At 64.7% G+C, this 18,483-nt stretch carries 13 protein-coding genes; 5 read left to right on the top strand and 8 right to left on the bottom strand.

Annotated elements, in window-relative coordinates; translation table 11 throughout:
• Positions 1 to 299: 299 nt before the first annotated feature.
• The 3 genes from ACZZZM_RS01975 to ACZZZM_RS01965 form a co-directional block, all read right to left on the bottom strand.
• On the bottom strand, positions 300 to 1,967 hold the full coding sequence (locus ACZZZM_RS01975; protein ID WP_463593433.1) for an ATP-binding protein: 1,668 nt from the start codon (positions 1,965 to 1,967) through the stop codon (positions 300 to 302).
• 67 nt (positions 1,968 to 2,034) lie between these two features.
• Positions 2,035 to 2,757: a TIGR02186 family protein gene (locus ACZZZM_RS01970; protein ID WP_463596359.1), complete on the bottom strand. Its 723-nt coding sequence runs from the start codon at positions 2,755 to 2,757 to the stop codon at positions 2,035 to 2,037.
• A 35-nt stretch (positions 2,758 to 2,792) separates the two neighbouring features.
• Complete coding sequence (locus tag ACZZZM_RS01965) at positions 2,793 to 3,707, bottom strand: sulfite exporter TauE/SafE family protein (protein WP_463593432.1); 915 nt, start codon at positions 3,705 to 3,707, stop codon at positions 2,793 to 2,795.
• Between the two features lie 195 nt (positions 3,708 to 3,902).
• On the opposite strand from ACZZZM_RS01965, the gene ACZZZM_RS01960 reads away from it, so the two are divergent.
• Complete coding sequence (locus ACZZZM_RS01960) at positions 3,903 to 4,337, top strand: hypothetical protein (RefSeq protein WP_463593431.1); 435 nt, start codon at positions 3,903 to 3,905, stop codon at positions 4,335 to 4,337.
• Between the two features lie 37 nt (positions 4,338 to 4,374).
• On the opposite strand, the gene ACZZZM_RS01955 is transcribed toward ACZZZM_RS01960, so the two are convergent.
• Positions 4,375 to 4,545: a YegP family protein gene (locus ACZZZM_RS01955; RefSeq protein ID WP_463593430.1), complete on the bottom strand. Its 171-nt coding sequence runs from the start codon at positions 4,543 to 4,545 to the stop codon at positions 4,375 to 4,377.
• 594 nt (positions 4,546 to 5,139) lie between these two features.
• Complete coding sequence (locus tag ACZZZM_RS01950) at positions 5,140 to 6,096, bottom strand: IS1595 family transposase (protein WP_463593429.1); 957 nt, start codon at positions 6,094 to 6,096, stop codon at positions 5,140 to 5,142.
• A gap of 104 nt (positions 6,097 to 6,200) precedes the next feature.
• Here ACZZZM_RS01950 and ACZZZM_RS01945 point away from each other — a divergent pair, with 104 nt between their 5' ends.
• Positions 6,201 to 6,434: a DUF6471 domain-containing protein gene (locus tag ACZZZM_RS01945; RefSeq protein WP_463593428.1), complete on the top strand. Its 234-nt coding sequence runs from the start codon at positions 6,201 to 6,203 to the stop codon at positions 6,432 to 6,434.
• Positions 6,435 to 6,664: 230 nt separating this feature from the next.
• On the top strand, positions 6,665 to 7,270 hold the full coding sequence (locus ACZZZM_RS01940) for a hypothetical protein (protein ID WP_463593427.1): 606 nt from the start codon (positions 6,665 to 6,667) through the stop codon (positions 7,268 to 7,270).
• Positions 7,271 to 7,357: 87 nt separating this feature from the next.
• Here the strand turns inward: ACZZZM_RS01940 and ACZZZM_RS01935 are convergent, their stop codons facing one another.
• Together ACZZZM_RS01935 and ACZZZM_RS01930 are read right to left on the bottom strand one after the other, a co-directional pair.
• Entirely contained in the window at positions 7,358 to 8,266 is a 909-nt protein-coding gene (locus tag ACZZZM_RS01935; RefSeq protein ID WP_463593426.1) for a hypothetical protein, read from the bottom strand.
• Positions 8,263 to 9,651 (bottom strand): glycosyl transferase family protein, encoded by a 1,389-nt coding sequence (locus ACZZZM_RS01930; protein WP_463593425.1) that lies wholly within the window; start codon positions 9,649 to 9,651, stop codon positions 8,263 to 8,265. Before ACZZZM_RS01930 ends, ACZZZM_RS01935 begins: the two co-directional genes overlap by 4 nt.
• Positions 9,652 to 9,805: 154 nt before the next feature.
• On the opposite strand from ACZZZM_RS01930, the gene ACZZZM_RS01925 reads away from it, so the two are divergent.
• Positions 9,806 to 15,562, top strand: coding sequence for an alpha-2-macroglobulin family protein (locus ACZZZM_RS01925; protein ID WP_463593424.1), 5,757 nt, complete (start codon positions 9,806 to 9,808; stop codon positions 15,560 to 15,562).
• A 149-nt stretch (positions 15,563 to 15,711) separates the two neighbouring features.
• Positions 15,712 to 17,808: a penicillin-binding protein 1C gene (pbpC, locus tag ACZZZM_RS01920; RefSeq protein WP_463596358.1), complete on the top strand. Its 2,097-nt coding sequence runs from the start codon at positions 15,712 to 15,714 to the stop codon at positions 17,806 to 17,808.
• Between the two features lie 141 nt (positions 17,809 to 17,949).
• Here pbpC and ACZZZM_RS01915 read toward each other — a convergent pair whose 3' ends face one another.
• A complete protein-coding gene (locus ACZZZM_RS01915; RefSeq protein WP_463593423.1) occupies positions 17,950 to 18,420 on the bottom strand; it encodes an outer membrane protein assembly factor BamE in 471 nt (156 codons plus the stop codon).
• Positions 18,421 to 18,483: the final 63 nt, after the last annotated feature.

The following is an 18,483-nucleotide window of genomic DNA, read 5'->3' as shown; positions in this document are numbered from 1 at the left end:
TTTTCCCGAGAGACCTTCTCTGATCGTCTCCCCGGGCTTGACCCGGGGGCCCGCTTCTTCATTCTTCTGCGAATGGGTTGCGTCGATCGAGCGCGCCAACTCGGGAGCAATCCGCCGGTAAAGCGCTGTCCTACAGCGGTCGAACCTGCCATGTTCGTATTATGTTCCCAGGACGACTCCGATCCGTCGCCATCAGCCTGCCCATCCTCTTGCGGCCCAAATCGATCCGCCGCCAAGCCACCCCCTTGGTCAGTGCGAAGATTGGGAAGATTCGCGGCCCGATATGCCGCGATCGCCGCTTATTTTCCCTGCGCGCGCCAGCGTTTGATCGTGCGCTCGAGGATCTGGTCCTCGCCGCCCGAATCGCGCCACAGCTCGGAAAAGAGCGGGTCTTCGGAGGCCGGGCGCTTGGTTTCCTCGAGATTGTCGAAGAGCAAACGGATGGGCGTCGAGACGCCTTCGCCGACCGCGATGCATTCGCGGTTGCGCAGGGCAGGAATCGAATCGAGGAAGCCGCGCGCGCCTTCCGGCATTGCCGCCTTGACGAAAGCTTGGTCGCGCTCGTTGTTCAATCGCATCGACAGGATCGTGCCGCATTGCGAGAGCACCCCTTCGGCCAGATCCGACGGCCGCTGCGTGATCAGGCCGAGCGACACGCCGTATTTGCGGCCTTCCTTGGCGATGCGGCTGAGGATGCGGCCGACCGAGGATCCATCGGCATTGCGCTCGTTGGGAACGTAGCGGTGTGCTTCCTCGCAGACCAGCAGCACCGGGCGCTTGGGCTCGCCTCGCGACCAGATCGCGAAGTCGAACACCATGCGGCTGAGCACCGCGACGACGACCGACGTGATCTCGCTCGGCACGCCCGAGACGTCGATGATCGAGATCGGCTTGCCTTCGCCGGGGAGGCGGAAGATGCGCGCGATGAAGCTTGCCATCGTGTCCGCGACGAGCATGCCGGAGAACATGAAGGCGTAGCGAGGATCGGCCTTGATCTCGTCGATCTTGGAGCGGAGGCGGAGATAGGGGGCGGTGTCGGTCGCCTTGTCCATCTTGCCCATTTCGAGCTGGATGATCTGGGTCAGGTCACTGAGCAGATAGGGTACCGGCGCATCGACGGTGAGCTTGCCGATCTCGGCCGCCAGCCGGTTCTTGGATTTGGCGAGCAGCAGGCATTTGGCGAGGATATCGGCGTCGACCTGGCGGTCCGAGCCCTCGGTGGTCAGGAAGACCTCGCAATGCTCCTCGAAGTTCATCAGCCAATAGGGCATGGCCAGATTGGAGACGTCGTAGAGTGCGCCATTGGTCTTGAACGCACTGGCATATTCGCCGTGCGGATCGATCATGACGATATGGCCCTGCGGCGCCCGTTCGCAGATGCGGTGGAGGATCAGGGCCGCGGCGGTCGATTTGCCAGTACCGGTCGATCCGAGCAGCGCGAAATGCTTTCCGAGCATCGCATCGATATAGAGCGCGGCGCGGATGTCCTTGGTCGGGTAGACGTGGCCGATCTCGATATGGGCGCGGTCCTCGGCAGCGTAGATCTGCTTGAGATCGGCGGTCGAGACCGGGAAGACGGCGCAGCCCGGCGTCGGATAGCGGGTGACGCCGCGGCGGAACTTGTAGAGCTTGCCGGTCAGCCGTTCCTCGTCGCCTTCGCCGAGGAAGTCGATCTGCGCGGCGATATGGTCGCCGTCGAGCCGCAGCGAACGAACGTTGGCGATCAGCCAGGTCGTGCCGACGCGCATCTTGACCTGCGCGCCGACCTGCCCGGCATTGGCCATCACGCCGTCGGCATGGCTGGCGAGTGCTTCGAGTTCATGCGGATCGAGCAGAATCTGGCTCGACGAGCCGGCGATCTCGAGCACCGCCCCGATGGGCTTGAGCGCCGCGCGCGCGAGGGGCGCCGGGTCCGAAGAGACGGGCGTCGCGTTGTCGAACTGGCGCGCGCCGAACTGGCCTTCCATCGAGAGCTCCCCGTTGTCAGGGTCTTTCTGGCGGATGGAAGTAAATATCCGATGAGTTTCTATAGCTTTAGAATCTACGCCAGATCGCGCCAGCGCCCCAGCCGAACAGGATTGATAACGCTACCGCGACCACGCCGTAGAGCCAGCTATGTTCTTCCGCGCTGGTCGCGACGAAGCGCTCGAAGCCGGACTTGCGGATGTCGATCGGGCGAACCGCCGCCGCGAGCACACGCCCGTCGCGGATCAGGAAGGTCTCGGCGGTAAAGCGGCCCACGGGAACGCGGGCGGGAATCTTGAGCCGGGCGCGATAGAGCACGCCGTCGGTGATCTCGACTGCCCTGGGCGCTTCGTAATAGAGCCCGCTGCGCGCGCGCAGATCGACCAGTCCCTTGTCGAACCGGTCCTGAACCTGCGGCACCGCGCCCGACGCCGGAGACAATTGCAGGCTGTCGACGCCGAGCTCGTAGATTGCACGAGTGCGTTCATCGACCAGGTTGCGAATCGGCTTGGACGAGGCGACCGCGAAGAAGCTCGGCGCCGAGCGGTAGCGCATCCGCTCGGCATTGACCCAGATGCCCGCAACCTTCTCCTTCTCGCGGACGAGCACCGCCTGGGTCGGTCCCTTGACGACGACGACGATGTCCGCCGGCTTCTCGCCATCTGCGGGCACGCGGCCCCCAGGATAGAGGATCGCGCCGAACAGCAGCAATTCGGCGCCGGTGAACGAATAGGCGATCTCGATATCGCGCTGCGAAACGTCGGGCACCAGTACCGGCTTGGCTTGCCCCATCAGCAGCGGTGCGAGCAGGATCAGCGCGAGCCGCTTCACAGCAGCTCGACCGTGTAGATCTCGTCGGGTCGCCAGGCGAGGCCGAGGAGCATCCGTGCCGCGACCAGCAGCACGATCACCGCGAGCAGCAGCCGCAGATATTCGGGCTTGGCCTTCTGTGCCAACCGCGCACCGATCTGAGCGCCGATCACTGATCCGATCAGCAGCAATGCCGCCAGCACGATATCGACGGCCTTGGTGGTGGTGGCGTGGACCATCGTCGCCGTCGCAGTGACGAACAGGATCTGGAACAGCGATGTGCCGACCACGACCTGCGTGCCCATGCCCAGCAAGTAGAGCATCGCCGGCACGAGGATGAACCCGCCGCCGATGCCGAGCAGGATCGTCAATATGCCGGTCGCGAAGCCCAGGATCAGCGGCGCCAGCGGCGAAATATAGAGTCCTGATCGATAGAAGCGCCAGCGCAGGGGAAGCATGGCGACCAGCGGATGGTGCCTTCGCCGCCGTGGCTTTGCCGGCGCGCGGCCATGCGTGACGCGGATCGCGCCAAGCGATTCGTGGAGCATCAGCCCGCCGATCGAACCCAGCATCAGCACGTAGAGCACAGCAATCACGGTATCGATCAGCCCCTGCGCCTGAAGCAGCGTAAACAGCGCCGCGCCTGCGAGGCTGCCGATCACGCCACCAGCGACGAGCACCAGCCCCATATGCACGTCCACGCCGCCCCGCCGGAAATGCGCGAACACGCCCGAGACGCTGGCGCCGGTCACCTGGCTCGCTGCCGATGCCGCGGCGACCGTCGGCGGAATGCCGTAGAAGATGAGCAAAGGCGTGGTGAGGAACCCACCGCCGACACCGAACATCCCCGAGAGCAGTCCGACGCCAAGCCCAAGCGCGGCGATGACGAGCGCGTTGACCGAGAGGTTGGCGATAGGAAGGTACAGGTCCATTGGCGCCGTGCGATACCGCGTCATGCGCGACGGTGCAAAAGCTGGCGACCTAGAAATCGCCGCCGAGCGTGAGTGCCAGCCCCGATCCCGGCCGCGCACGGCCCGCAATGCGTTGCCGCCAATCGAGCGGCATTATGTAGCAACTGCACCAAGAGCTAGATAGATGTAACCGCCTGCGATGCGTAATGTCATCGTATGACGGACTCATACAAGCAAACGGTGTTCGGCCTCCTGCGCAAGCACAAGGAGCTGCTAGGCGACATAGCGGAGGCATCCGATGCGCTAGCGGTGAAGCAGTCCGCGCTAGCTGCGATAGAGGCGGCAATCCGGGTGTTCGATCCGCTGCACGTACCCGCGACAGAGCATCAGCGGCGGGGCGCTGGCACTACCGGTCTGTACCGCTTCGTGATGGACAGCCTGCGCAAAGAAGGCGCTGTAACGACGCTAGGGGTGGCAACGGCACTGGTGCGCGAACGGGGCTGGGATACGGCTGACAAGGCGCTGGTGACCAACGTACGCAAGCGGGTTGGTGATGCTCTGCACAAGATGCGTACGCAGGGGCGGGTGACCGGCGAGCGGTACGGGAACGGTGGGGAGTTGCGGTGGCGGTTGGTCTCGCAGGTAGAGTGAAAGGGCGCGCGCCATCGCACGGCGCGCGCCCGATCCGCTAGCGCTCCCGGATGGGCGCGCCGTTAGAGCCAGCAACAAGGTTGATTGCGGAGATGCAATCTGCCTTGTTGTGATAGCCTTCGCCGGAGTTAGCGATGATCCGGTTGTTTCCGGCTGTCAGCTGCCAGCGCCACTGACGGTTCGCGTCCACATAAAGCCAATAGGTCATTTTTTAATCCAATCGAGTTAGGTTGCTTTTATGAAAACATTCCTCGTGAACTATAATCACGGTGGCGATTCTTACGCGCTGGAGATAAGCGCGCATGATGCAGAGGACGCGAAATCACGCCTCAACAGCCTCCTTTACGGTCGGGTTTGTGGCGAGGTCGCAATGAAGCTCCCTGCGGCACTAGGTCCGTTCGCAAGTTTGATTTGTTCTGTCAGGAATGCGTTTAGCCGTTAAATCGGCTGCTGCTTTTATCCGCTCATTACCCCGTCCTTTCGGCATTTAAGCCCAAAGGACGTTGACTGCGTATTACAAAAAGCGTAGAAACTTAGTGCGATCGCAGCCAACGAACCTTCGGGGTCGTTGCATCAAACCAAGGGTCGAGAAGTTTGCCGCTTCTCGGCCCTTATTTGCGTCTAGCCGAAACGACTCAATCCAGCAAGTGGTGAATCGGGTTTTAAGCCTCAGGGCGCCCGTTTCTGTGGATTATGCGCTCAAGCTCCACTTACTCCGCTAAAACCGCTGTACGGGCCTCCTGGGAGCCCTGTGCCCATATTTAGGCACAGACATAGCCTTATTTGCGCGTTCTCATGATGTTCAACCGGCGCGCTGCCAGTACCCCGCCCACTTGCGCGACACCGGCGAAGCCATCGCGCTCTCAGCAACAAGCATCGCCTGCGACCCGTTGGCGATGCGGCGGTTATCCTCGCGCCACGAAGCCTCCTGCGCATATGCGTTCAGGTACGGCCCTGCGATGTGGTGGTGCGTACCGACTTCCATGCGGCGAAGGCGCGAGAAGTAGCTTTCCGCCTGATTGGTGCAGACACCCTTGTCCATAAACTGAACCGAGTGATTGACCCGCTTCGTATCCCAACCGGCGTGCAGAGCATCCCAACCGGTGCCTTCATCGGCGTGGATCGTGGCGAGCGTGCCAACGTGATCGCGAACGAACGGTACGGCATCGCCTTCCGTGCGAACCACGAAGGGAAGCGACTTGCCGCCCCGCTCGCGCATGATGACAACGCACTGGCGCTTGCCGGTGCGGTTCTGAGCTAGGCGGCGGTCCTTGCGATCGGCCTTGACGTTCTCCTGCTTCACGTAGCCACCGAAATAGCCGCCATCGATTTCCACGACGCCGTTGAGCGAGCGGTTCTGCTGCTCAAGCGACATAGCCTCGCGCAGCTTGTGCGAGAGGACGAAAGCGGTCTTGTACTGCACGTCCAGGTCGCGGCTGACTTGGAGCGCCGACACGCCCTTTGCGCCGTTCACGAAGATCGCGATTGCGGCGAGTAGATCCGTGAACGACAGCTTGCGGCTCGCGAAGATCGTGCCGCTGGTGACGCTGAACTGGTGATAGCAGGCAACGCACTTGAAGCGGCGGCGCGACGTGATGTTGTAAGTCTCGGTGCAGCCGCACTTGGGGCAAACCGCTTCGCCGTCATTCTCAGGCCAGCGCAGTTCGCAGAACGTCTCATATGCCTTCGTCTCGCCCATCTGAAAGACGGCCTTGAGGCTCAGGGTACGGGCGGCGGCGGAGAGGAGAAAGTGTTGCATGTCATCGTTTCCAGTGCTTATGCACTCAATATGATGGCATTGCGCACTGTTGTCAACGGCAATCGTATCGCATATGATGACATTTCACATCACGGAGCGATGCAATGCCGGTCAAGGAAAAGGAATGGGAGGATAAGGTCAAGCGCCTCCTGAAAGCCGAGCTGGCAAGGAAGGGCATTACCTATGCGCAGCTAGTGGGGAAGCTCGCGGAAATAGGCGTGATGGACACGGAGCCTAACGTGCGCAACAAGATCAGCCGGGGTAAATTTACAGCGGTGTTCTTGATACAATGCCTAGAGGCTATCGGTGCATCGTCCTTGCGGCTTTCGGATGGCTAGTCTTAGCCGCTTCACCACCACAACAAGAACGGCCCGGCGCACATAAGGCCGACACTCAAGCCAATGTAGAACAGTCCCTTCGCGATATTGCCGCGGCCCTGAACGAGTCGAACAAACCCGAGCACACCGATTGGGGCTGCGAGCAGGGTAAGGATGAGCGTCGCTCCGACCTTTGCGCCCAGTGGAAGGCGGCAGATGCCGCGCATGAGTCCGCTGTATGGACAGCGAAGATGTACCCTTGGGTCGTGGCCGGGACCATAATCGGCGGGCTTACTCTTTTTGCTGCTTTCGCCGCTGCCGTCTTCGCCAAGCGCGCGGCGGACGGCACGAATGAGGCGAACGTTATCGCCAAGGCAGTAGCTCAACGTGCAGCGCGAGACGCTGAGACCGCACGACAGGCGCTCATACGAGCAGACCGAGCCATTATCCGCATCAACGCGGTTCGAGCCGACCCCGCCCCGCTCGGGACGCGCGACGGGGCGATGATCACGATTCAGGTCGTAAACATCGGCAAGACCAACGCTACGGATTTTGAGGTCTATTATGCTCTCCGAGACGCGCCGCTCTTTCAGGCTTCCCGGCTTTCCAAACTCATTTCCAATGACATCTGCGTGCCAGGTGCGCCGCTCGATCTTCCGGCCTTCAAGGTTCGCAAGCGCCGGGAGTATCCGGCCTACATCATCGGGTACATCGATTATGCGGCGGCTCATGGAGCGCGCTTCAAGACCTTCTTTTGCAGACGTATGGACGGCTTGCCCGCTGAGACTGAATACGGCGGATACGAGAACGCCAGCTTGGAAGAGCATCCGTGCCAAAAGATGCCCAAGGCAAGCTAAGGCCGCTCCGCTAATCACGCGACGCGCCGCCTACGGCGGCGTACGTCATCACAGGCGATGACACCCGTAATCGCCTTGGTGCGTTTGCTACATAATGCCGCAATCGAGCGAGACGCGGACTTGGCCGAGAGAGAGCGTGGCGGAGGGTCCGATATCGAGCCGCTGTGAGTCACGTTGCGCACCTGCCCAAGCGCCAACCCCAAGTGCCAGCCGAGGAGCTACGGAACGGCTTAGACGGATGGCGCCATCGGCATAGGGTTCGACGCGGTGGCGCGAGATCGCGCCGGCCTGCCCATAGCCTTCGAGACGGATACCGCGGATGCGCGCGTCGATCCCGCCGGTCACGCCGAGCCCCGTGCCGCCGGGACCGCCGTCGAGGCCGAAGCGCTGTTCGGCAACGATGCGCAGCGGCAGGAGCGTGGGCTGCCATTCAAGACCGATCGCCGCCTCGCGTCCCTGGCCGGCGAGCGGGGTCGTAACGCGCGCGAAGGCAGCGATCCGCCGCCTCGGGGCGATGAGATAGGCAATCCGCACGCCTGCCTGCCCGCCGCCAAGTTGCCCGCCCCCAGGCGCGGCGCCGATACCGCGCCCGGCGCGAGCGACGAACCAGCCGCTTGCTGACCAGCGATTGGGAAGGGGCTCGACCGAGGCGATGTTGAGGGGCTGTACCAGTCGCGGCGGCAGCGCTGGCGGGGCTGAAGGATACTGGTCCACTTCAACAGCGACGGTTGGGGCGTGCAATTGAAATATTGTCGGCGATTGAGATCGTCCGGCGATGGTGCGCGCTGGATATGTTCTCGCCGTCCGGGGGCTCGACTGTGCGGTGACGGGCGGGATCGGGACGGGCGCAGGTGGCGGCGTGGCGCGGGGCGGCACGAGTGCCTTGATCGCCTCGGGCAGCGAGCCGGTCTCGGGCCAGAGCAAGAGGATCCGGGCGCCGACCCAGCCCACTGCGACGACGGCGAGGAAGCGAAAGGGCTGGCCGCGTGCACTCAAGCGGTGGCGCGCTCGATATTGTCGGGGAATTGGTGCGCGGTCTTGTCCCAGTGCGTCGTGCCGCCGGTCAGGAACCTGAAATAGAGCATCACTGCGCGCCGCGCCGCGAACAGGGCGATGAAGTTGCTCACCAATGCCCGCGGCAACGACAATAACGCCTCGCCCGGCCCATAAGCGCGCCATACGAACAGCGCACGCATTCCCAGGCGCCAGCTAAGCAGCGCGATATTGGTCCAAAGCAATCCGGCGACGAAGGGCGTCAGGGCCGGCGGGCCGTCGCCGACGAACAGATGTGCGCCGAGCGAGGTGCCCCAGATCAGCATCGCTACATAGGCGGTTGCGAGCACGGGCATGGCCAGCGCCGCGCGGCGATCGCGCATCCGCATCCAGTGATCGCCGAAGTCGCCGATCCGGCTCCAGCCGGTGCGGTCCCATCCGGCAAGCGCGATTCCCGTGAGCCACCGCGCTTTTTGCCGGATCGCCGCGCCGAAGGTGTCGGGGAAGAAGGCACGAACGGCGATTGGCTGGCCGTTTCGCTGCGCCACCCGCGCAAGTGCGGTTTCACCACCGAGCGCGGCAATGGTCAGGCCGAGCTCATAATCCTCGGTGAGGGATGTCGCATCGAACGGCGTCCCGCCGCGCATGTCCGCAATCTGTTCAAGCATGTCGCGCCGCACTGCGCAGCCGACCCCGGCGAGCGGCATGCCGGCGCCGAGCGCCTGGCGCACGACGAGACTTTTTGCGTGAGCTTCCGCAAACTCATCGAGATAATGGCCGGCGACGAAGCGCGAGCGCGGATGAGGCAGCGGCAGAACGGGAATCTGGACGGCGGAATAGCGCCGGAGCCACTGCGCATAGACCCGCAACTCGAGCGGGTGGACAACGTCCTCGGCATCGTGAAGGGCGATTGCAGTGACGGTCTCGCCATCGGCAATCTCGTCGCGCAGCATCGCTAGCCAGAGAGTGTTGAGGCAGCCGGCCTTGGTCGAAGGTCCCGCCTCGGAGCCGATGACGAGGCGGACGCGCATATCCGTGGCGGCGACCTCGGCCACCGCGAAGATCGTAGCCCGGTCGTTGGGGTAAGTCCCGACATAGAGCAAATAGTCGCTGTGATCGAAGCGCGTGAGCGTGGCGCGCAGCATGTCGCCGATCACTGCCGATTCGTCCCAGGCCGGAATGAACACTGCGATCCGCCCGGGAAGCGGGGTATCTTCGGGTGCAGGCGTACCCGGAGGCGGGCGAAGCCACAGTCGCATGCGGCGCGTGATATAGATGAGGTCCACGGCCAGATCGTCGAGGCCGCCGACCAGAAACCAGATCGCCGCGAACAGCGTCGCCTCGCGCGCGGCGGCGTCTATTACCGCCACCAAGATGCTCACATCCATGGCAATTCCCCCGATTCGGAGGGAAAACCATCCGAAACGGAGGTGCAACAAGGATTGGGTCCGAAAGGGATCAAGTCACAAAGGTTAATTCGCTGCTGGACTCGTTACGCGTGCGAGTTAGGGTGCCCGCGCTGCTACAGGGGATAAGGCTGCCATGAAGCTCGTTGCTCGGCTCGGGATATTGGCGCTGGTCGCCGCCCCCTTTGGCGCCATCGCCGCGTTCGGCGATAATAGTCCGCAAGTCGAAATGGCGACTCCCGGCGTCGGCAACGGCGCGATCGAGCGCTTCACTGCGCGCTTCAACACCGCAATGGTACCCTTGGGCGATCCGCGCGCGGCATCGCCGTTCGTCGTCGAATGCGCGGTCGGCGGCGAGGGGCGCTGGGTCGATCAGCAGACCTTCGTCTATGAATTCGCGAACCCGCTGCCGGGCGGGATCACGTGTAAGTTCGCACGGCGCGAGAAGCTCAAGAGCCTGAGCGGATACGACGTGGTCGGCCAGGCGGAATTCACCGTTGACAGCGGCGGGCCGATCGCGCGCGAAGTGCTGCCCAGCCGCTATGGCAGCGAGATCGAAGAGGATCAGGTATTCCTGGTCGCCGCGAATCTCGCGCCCGATCGCGCTTCGGTCGCAGCCAATGCCTATTGCGCCGTGGATGGCGTGGGCGAAAAGATCCCGGTCGATGTGCTGTCCGGCGATGTTGCGCCCAAGCTGCTCGCCGATCTGGGCGCCGACCGCTGGGAAGTATCGAGCTTCCTGACCAATTCGGGGCTTCCGCTGGCGCTTCCCGCCAAGGCCGAGGATCGCGCCGCGGCGCTCGCGAGCGTGGTCGCAGTCAAGTGCCGCCGTCCGCTGCCCCCCGGCCGCGACATGGCGCTGGTCTGGAGCAAGGACATTAAGAGCCCGTCGGGCCGCGTCGCGGGGACCGATCAGCGCTTCGATTTTACGGTGCGCAAGCCCTTCGCGGCGCGCTTCGAATGCTCGCGCGTCAATCCGCAGGCGGGGTGCAACCCGGTCCAGGATGCCTGGGTGCGCTTCTCGGCGCCGATCCCGCGCGCGCAGGCCGAAGCCGTGCGGATCACGCTTCCCGATGGTAAGCAGCTGACTCCGATCTTCGCCGACGACGACAAGAACAAGGCGCATGTCGCCGACCTCAAGTTCAAGGCACCGCTACCCGGTGCGGTCACTGCCAAGCTCAGCCTGCCCGGCGATGTGGCGGACGAGAGCGGGCGCAAGCTTTCCAATGCCGAGCGCTTCCCGCTCGACGTCAAGTTCGACGCGCCGCCGCCGCTGGTGAAGTTCGCCGCCGACTTCGGCATCATCGAAGCCAAGGAGGGCGTGCCCACGCTCCCGGTGACGGTGCGCAACGTCGAGGCCGAGCTGGCGGGAAGCCGGATGGACGTGGCCGGGCAGAGCCTCAAGGTTGCCGGCGGCGACGGCGAGATCGCCAAGTGGCTGCGCGCGCTCGGCGACGCCGCGAAGGACAAGTCCGACGAGGTCAAGAACGGCGACGAAGTCACCTATATCAACCAGACCGGCGCCAAGCCGCTGCTGACCCCCGCAACCGGCAAGCCGTTCAAGGTTGGGCTGCCGGGCAAGGGCAAGGAATTCGAAGTCGTCGGAATTCCGCTCGAGAAGCCCGGATTCTATATCGTCGAGCTCGCATCGCCCCAATTGGGCCAGTCGCTGCTCGGCCGGAATGCGCCGCGTTATGTCGCGGCGGGTGCGCTGGTCACCAATATGAGCGTCCATTTCAAATGGGGCCGCGAGCAATCCTTGGTCTGGGTAACTGCGCTCGATACCGGCAAGGGCGTCAGCGCCGATGTGCAAGTAACCGACAGCTGCACCGGACAATTGCTGGCCAAGGGCAAGAGCGACGCATCGGGGCGGCTGAGTGTGCCCGCCGGGCTGCCCAAGCCCGAGACCTATGCCAGCTGTGAGAACGGCAACAGCGCCCCGCTGATGATCTCGGCGCGTGCCGGCGAGGATTTCAGCTTCACGCTCACCGATTGGGGCCAGGGCATCCGGCCTTATGATTTCGACCTCAATTACGGCTATAGCGATGCCGAGGACGTGTTCCACACCGTCTTCGATCGCGCGCTCGTCCGCCAGGGCGAAACGATCCACATGAAGCATATCGTCCGCAAGCCTTTGGGCTCGGGCTTCGGCATGTCGCCGGCATTCACCGGCCAGCTGCGCCTGTCGCATCGCGGCTCGGACACCAAATACGATCTCCCGCTGACGATCGACGCCAACGGCATCGGCGAGACCGAATGGACTGCGCCTGCGGGCGCCAAGATGGGCGATTACGACGTCCAGGTGCTGGTCAAGCAGGGCGAGGAGGAGAAGACGATCTGGACGCAGCAATCGTTCAAGATCGACGAGTATAAACTGCCGACAATGCGCGCGACGGTGAACGGCCCGAAGGAGGCCGCGGTGCGCCCGACCTCGCTGCCGCTCGACTTGTTCGTCGGCTATCTATCGGGCGGCGGCGCTTCGAACCTGCCGGTCGAATTGCGCGTCGGCTATTACGACACGTCGTGGAAGCCTGACGGCTATGAAGCGTACAGCTTTGGCGGGCGGGCGATGACCGAAGGCGTCAAGCCGATGGACGGCGAAGGCGAGGACGAGACCGTCCAGCTGCCACCCACCCAGACCTTGCCGGCGACGCTCGGCGCGGACGGAACGGCGCGGACCACGATCGAAGTGCCGCAGACGCTCGACCAGATCGCCGCGATGGCGGTCGAGATGGACTATCAGGACGCCAACGGCCAGATCCTGACGGCCAGCAAGCGCATCTTCATACACCCCTCGGCGGTCCAGCTCGGGGTCAAGACCGATGGCTGGCTGATGAAGCAGGACGATCTGCGCCTGCGCTTCGTCGCGCTCGACACCCAGGGCAAGCCGCTCGCTAGCCAGTCGATCTCGGTCGAGCTCTACAGCCGCGAGATATTGACGGCGCGGCGGCGGCTGATCGGCGGCTTCTATGCCTATGACAACCAGATGAAGACCACGAAGCTGGGCGCGACCTGCTCGGCGACCACCGATGCGCAGGGGCTGGCGAGCTGCCAGCTTAATCCGGGCGTCTCGGGCGAAGTCTATGCGGTGGCAACCACCAAGGATGCGAATGGCAATGTCGCGCGCGCGACACAGTCGACCTGGCTGGTGGGCGACGAGGATTGGTGGTTCGGCGGCGACAATGGTGACCGCATGGACCTCATCCCCGAAAAGACCGAATACAAGGCGGGTGAAACCGCCAAGTTCCAGGTTCGCATGCCCTTCCGCGACGCGACCGCGCTGGTGACGGTCGAGCGCGAGGGTGTGCTTTCGAGCTTCGTCGTGGGGCTCAGCGGCAAGGATCCGGTGATCGAAGTCCCGATGCCGGGGGATTATGCGCCCGACGTGTTCGTCTCCGTGATGGCAGTGCGCGGCCGCGTTTCGGGCTGGAGCAATTGGGGCTCGTCGATGGCGCGCGATTGGGGTGTGCCCTTCTTCTCGAAGGATGGCGGCGCGCCGACCGCAACGGTCGATCTCGCTAAGCCGGCGTATCGCCTCGGCATCGCCAAGGTGAAGGTTGGATGGGAAGGGCATAAGCTCGACGTGGCGGTAAAGGCCGACAAGCCGAGCTATGGCGCACGCGGGACCGCGGCGGTGGACGTCACGGTCAAGACCCCCGACGGCAAGCCCGCGGCGAGCGCGGACGTCGCCTTCGCGGCAGTGGACGAAGCGCTGCTTCAGCTTGCGCCCAACGAGAGCTGGGACGTGCTGACGGCGATGATGGGCGACCGTCCTATTTCGGTGCTGACATCGACTGCGCAGACGCAAGTCGTCGGCAAGCGTCATTACGGCAAGAAGGCTGTCGAGGCCGGCGGCGGCGGTGGCGGCGATCTCTCCGGGCTCAACCGCGAGAATTTCCAGCCGGTTTTGCTGTGGAAGGGCAAGGTGGCGCTCGATGCGAACGGTCATGCCCGCGTCGATGTGCCGCTCAACGACGCGCTGACGTCGTTCAAGCTCGTCGCGATCGCCACTGACGGCGCGCAATTGTTTGGCACTGGATCGGCGAGCGTGCGCACCGCGCAGGATCTGTCGATCTATGCCGGCGTGCCGCAGCTGGTGCGCACCGGCGATCAGTTCGGCGCGATGTTCACGCTGCGCAATGGCTCGAGCAAGCCGATGAAGGTGACGGCGAATGTCGAGCTGAGCCCACGCGTCGCGACGGGCAAGGCGCTGACGATCGAGATTCCCGCGGGGGGCGCTGCGCCGGTGGTGTGGAACCTGACTGCACCGCCGGCCGAGGGGCGGCTGACCTGGACGGTCTCGGCGCGCTCGGAGGACGGCAAAGCACTCGACAAGCTTACCACCGTGCAGGATGTCATCCCCGCAGTGCCGGTCGAGACCTGGGCGGCAAGCCTGGCCCGCGTCGGCCCGGGCACGAGCTTTACGATTGCGCCTCCCACGGGTGCGCTGCCGGGGTTCGGCATGGTCGAAGTCAGCCTAGCCGACACGCTCGCGCCGCCGCTCCAGGGGGTCCGCGATTATATGGCGGCCTATGCCTATAATTGCCTCGAGCAGCGCGCATCCAAGGCGATCGCGCTGGGCGATACCGGCATGTGGAACGCGATCACCGGCGAGATGCCTGCCTATCTCGATAATGATGGCCTGCTGCGCTACTTCCCCGGCGATTGGCCGGGCTCGGAAGCGCTGACCGCCTATATCCTCTCGATCGCGTCCGAGGCAGGGCTGCCGCTTCCCGAAGGGCCGCGCGGCAAGATGATCGAGGCGCTCAAGGGCGTGCTCGACGGACGTCTGCGGCGCGAGGATTATGGTGATGTGCGGCTTCAGCGGCTGGGGGCGTTCAATGCTCTGGCGCGTGCGGGCGTGGCGACTGCCAACATGGTCGGACAGGTCGGAATGGGCGTGGGCGAGATGCCGACCTCCAGTCTGGCTGACTATGCCGTGGCGCTTGGCAAGGTCTCCGGGCTTGCCAATGGCCAGCAGCTTCGCCTCGATGCCGAGAAGACGCTGCGCACCCGGCTGGTCTATGAAGGCACGCGGATCGACATCTCCGACAAGGGCAAGATGCCGTGGTGGCTGATGGCATCGGACGACGAAGCGGCGATCAAGGCGCTGCTGGGGACAATGGGCCGCCCCGGCTGGCAGGACGATACCGCCAAGATGATGGTCGGCCTCGCGATGCGCCAGCAGCGTGGCCATTGGGACACCACGCCCGCTAATGCCTGGGGCACGGTTGCCGCCCGCAAGTTCATGGCGGCGTATCCGGCAGAAGCGATTGCAGGGATCACTACCGCCAGCTTCGGCAGTTCGAGCGTCAGCCGCAGCTGGCCGCTCGCCGAGCCGCAGCGGCTGTTCAGCCTGCCGCTGCCGGCACAGAGCACGCCGCTGGTGTTGACGCAGTCGGGCGGCTCCGGACCTTGGGCGTTCGTCCGTGTCAAGGCGGCGGTGCCGCTGACTCAGCCACTGATGGCGGGGTACAAGGCGACCAAGAAGGTCGAGGCAGTCAAGCAGCTGACACCCAATGCCTGGACGCGCGGCGACATCGTCAAGGTCACGATCACGGTCGAAGCCTCGGCCGAGCGCAATTGGGTGGTGATCAACGATCCAGTGCCTTCGGGCGCGACGATCGTCGGCAATCTCGGCGGCCAATCCGAAATGCTGGCGGCGCAGGGCGGCACCAGTGAAGGCGTGCCGCCTAGCTTCACCGAGCGCGGACGCGATGCCTGGCGAGCTTATTATGGCTGGGTGCCGCGCGGCAGCTTCACCGTGTCCTATGTGATGCGGCTCGACGCGGCAGGGCGCTTCGGCCTGCCCGCAACGCGCGTCGAGGCGATGTACTCGCCCGAGATCCGCGCCCAGATCCCGAACCAGCCGATGGTGGTCGCCCAAAGGTGAACTGGAAGGAATGGGGCGGACGGTTCCCGCGGGCAGCGCGGGCCGTCCGCTGGATCGACGACACGCCCGAGCGACTGCACGGCTGGTTCGCGCGTGTGCGCGCAGCCTATCGCGAAAACGGGTGGCGCGGTGTGGTCACGCCGCGCCGGATCGTGCTCGCGAGCGGATCGGCGCTGTTGGCGGCATTCATTGCATTCTATTGGGTAACGCTGCCGCCGGCACTTCCGGGCTATGCGGCGGTGCGCGGGCATTGGCAGCCTTCCGAGGCGTGGCTTTACGATCGGCGCGGGCGGCTGCTCGATTCGACGCGGGTCGATTATCAGGCGCGGCGGCTGAGCTGGGTGCGGCTGGAGGATGTGTCCGCGGTTGCACGCGATGTGCTGGTCGGGGCGGAGGATCATCGCTTCCGCTCGCATGGCGGGATCGACTGGTTGGCAACCGCGGGATCGCTGCGTGCACGGCTGTCGGGGCAGCGCGCACGCGGCGCATCGACGCTGTCGATGCAGGTTGCGGCCTATCTGGCGCCCGAACTTGCCGCGCCGGGCAATCGCGGGCTGATCGACAAACTGCGGCAAATGCGCGCGGGTTCGGCGCTCGATGACAGCTGGAGCAAGGATCAGATCCTCGAAGCCTATTTAAACCTCGCCGGTTTTCGCGGCGAGGCGCAGGGGATCGGCGCGGCGTCATTGGGTCTGTTCGGCAAGACTCCGGCGGCGCTCAGCCGCGACGATGCCCTGCTGCTTGCGGCGCTTTTGCCCGATCCGCGTGCGGGAGCGACCAAGGTGGCGGCGCGCGCCTGTGCACTGAGCCATGACAAGGATTGCAGCCGGTTCGCGGGCGCTGCCGCTTCGATGCTCGGCCCTGCGCGCAGCCTGGCGCTGGATCCGGGGCTCGCGCCGCACCTCTCGGCGCGCCTGCTGACCAAGCCGGGCGCGAAGATAAACACCACGCTTGATCTCAACATCCAGCGCGTCGCCATCGCCGCGCTAAAGCGCCAACTTCAGGGGCTGGGCGGCACCCGCGCCCGCGATGGCGCCGTGGTGGTGGTCGACAATGCCAGTGGCGACGTGCTGGCTTATGTCGGCGGGATCGGCGGCGAATCGACGGCGCCCGCGGTGGATGGGGCAGCCGCGTACCGCCAGGCGGGATCGACGCTCAAGCCGTTCCTCTACGCGCTCGGGATCGAGAAGGGGTATCTGACCGCCGCCTCGATCCTCGATGACTCGCCGGTCCAGCTCGACACTGCCTCAGGCCTGTATGTGCCGCAAAATTACGACAAGGCATTCAAGGGCCCGGTTTCGGCGCGGGTCGCGCTGGCCGGCTCGCTCAACGTTCCCGCGGTGCGGACGTTGCTGTTGACCGGCGTCGATCCGTTCCGCGACCGGCTGTGGGATACCGGCTATCGCGGGCTGGTCGAGGACGGCCAATATTATGGCTATTCGCTCGCTTTGGGATCGGCCGAAGTGACGCTGCTTGAGCAGGTAGGAGCTTTTCGCAGCCTTGCCATGGCCGGGCGCTGGAGCCCGCTCCGGATCACGGCTGCCGACAAGCGCGAGCGGCCGCGTCGCATCACCACGCCGCAGGCGGCATGGATCGTCGCCGATATGCTCGCCGATCCCAATGCTCGCGCGGGCACGTTCGGGATCGATTCGGCGCTGCGGCTGCCCTTCTGGGCAGCGGCGAAGACGGGCACGTCGAAGGCGATGCGCGACAATTGGTGCATCGGCTTCTCCGATCGGTTCACCGTCGGCGTGTGGGTGGGCAATCTCGAAGGCGATCCGATGCGCGCCGTCTCGGGGACCAGCGGGGCAGCGCCGGTGTGGCGCGACATGATGATGGCGCTCCACCAGCAGACGCCCGGCAAGGCCCCGGCGCGGCCCGAGGGCATCGAGCAGCGCGACATTTCGTTCGACCGCAGGATCGAGCAGCCGCGGCGCGAATATTTCATCGCGGGAACTGCGCTGACCCGCGTTGCCGTGGCGCCCGCGTCGGCGCGGCGTCCGCGCATCGTCAATCCAGTCGCCGGCAGCGTCTATGCGCTCGATCCCGATATTCCGCGCGACAATCAGCGGCTGGCGGTGTCGGTGACCGGCGAAGCGCTCGGCCACCGGCTGATGCTCGACAATCAGGATCTGGGGTCAGCCGATTCGAAACCGCTGATCCTCGCGCCACGCGGCCAGCATCGGCTGCGGCTGGTCGATTTGGGCGGGCGCGTCGTCGACCAGGTGATTTTCACAATTCGCTGAAGCGGGGGTCGTTGACGGACCGAAATGCTTAACAGCGCGTTTTGGTGCCTGGTCCCTTTTCCCCTTTCAGGGGCCGTGCTCACGGGCACCGGCCGCGTCGGCGTATCACGACGCGGCCGAACCCCTCAGACCTTCAGGAAATTACTGGCCGCCGCCCCCCGTGGGGGAGGCGCCCGGCGCACCGACGGTGCCGATATTGCCGAACAGATCCTGGAAGAAGCTGCGCTTGCGGCCCAGCGTCGGCGTCGTCTTGCCATAGGGGTCGATCGACGCGATCAGCTCGGTGCCGGTGCGGTCCACCGCGACGACATTGCCCTTGGCATCGAAGCGCACGCGCAGCGTCTGCTGCTCGCGGGGCCGCGGGCTCTGGAAGCCGAGGCCGCTGCTGTCGCGCGAGATATAATACCATTCGCCCTGGTTGAACTGGCTGGTCAGCGTCGGCCGGCCGAGCGTCTGGAGCACCGATTCGCGATTATCCACGCCGGGCTGGATCGCATCGACCAGTTCCTTGTCGACGACATAACCCTGATGCGAGCGCACGGGCGCGCAGGCGGAAGTGCCGAGAGCGGCTGCCAGCAAGGCGGCGCCGAGCGCACGGACGGGAATCGACATAGTTTCTCCAAGGCAATGGCAGGCAGCGCGCATTGCATCGCGCGACCATAGCCTCAATATGCT

Source organism: Sphingomonas sp. AC522 (genome assembly GCF_979258125.1).
The sequence above is the reverse complement of the archived record's forward strand: the minus strand, read 5'-3'. Positions and strand labels throughout refer to the sequence as shown.

What these genes read in the sequence shown, in the direction of transcription:
- ACZZZM_RS01925 (WP_463593424.1), top strand. Translation starts at nt 9,806, where the DNA reads ATGAAGCTCGTTGCTCGGCTCGGGATATTGGCGCTGGTCGCCGCCCCC.
- ACZZZM_RS01960 (WP_463593431.1), top strand. Translation starts at nt 3,903, where the DNA reads ATGACGGACTCATACAAGCAAACGGTGTTCGGCCTCCTGCGCAAGCAC.
- ACZZZM_RS01950 (WP_463593429.1), bottom strand. Translation starts at nt 6,096, where the DNA reads ATGCAACACTTTCTCCTCTCCGCCGCCGCCCGTACCCTGAGCCTCAAG.
- ACZZZM_RS01945 (WP_463593428.1), top strand. Translation starts at nt 6,201, where the DNA reads ATGCCGGTCAAGGAAAAGGAATGGGAGGATAAGGTCAAGCGCCTCCTG.
- ACZZZM_RS01930 (WP_463593425.1), bottom strand. Translation starts at nt 9,651, where the DNA reads ATGGATGTGAGCATCTTGGTGGCGGTAATAGACGCCGCCGCGCGCGAG.
- ACZZZM_RS01915 (WP_463593423.1), bottom strand. Translation starts at nt 18,420, where the DNA reads ATGTCGATTCCCGTCCGTGCGCTCGGCGCCGCCTTGCTGGCAGCCGCT.
- ACZZZM_RS01975 (WP_463593433.1), bottom strand. Translation starts at nt 1,967, where the DNA reads ATGGAAGGCCAGTTCGGCGCGCGCCAGTTCGACAACGCGACGCCCGTC.
- ACZZZM_RS01955 (WP_463593430.1), bottom strand. Translation starts at nt 4,545, where the DNA reads ATGACCTATTGGCTTTATGTGGACGCGAACCGTCAGTGGCGCTGGCAG.
- ACZZZM_RS01970 (WP_463596359.1), bottom strand. Translation starts at nt 2,757, where the DNA reads ATGGGGCAAGCCAAGCCGGTACTGGTGCCCGACGTTTCGCAGCGCGAT.
- ACZZZM_RS01965 (WP_463593432.1), bottom strand. Translation starts at nt 3,707, where the DNA reads ATGGACCTGTACCTTCCTATCGCCAACCTCTCGGTCAACGCGCTCGTC.
- ACZZZM_RS01940 (WP_463593427.1), top strand. Translation starts at nt 6,665, where the DNA reads ATGTACCCTTGGGTCGTGGCCGGGACCATAATCGGCGGGCTTACTCTT.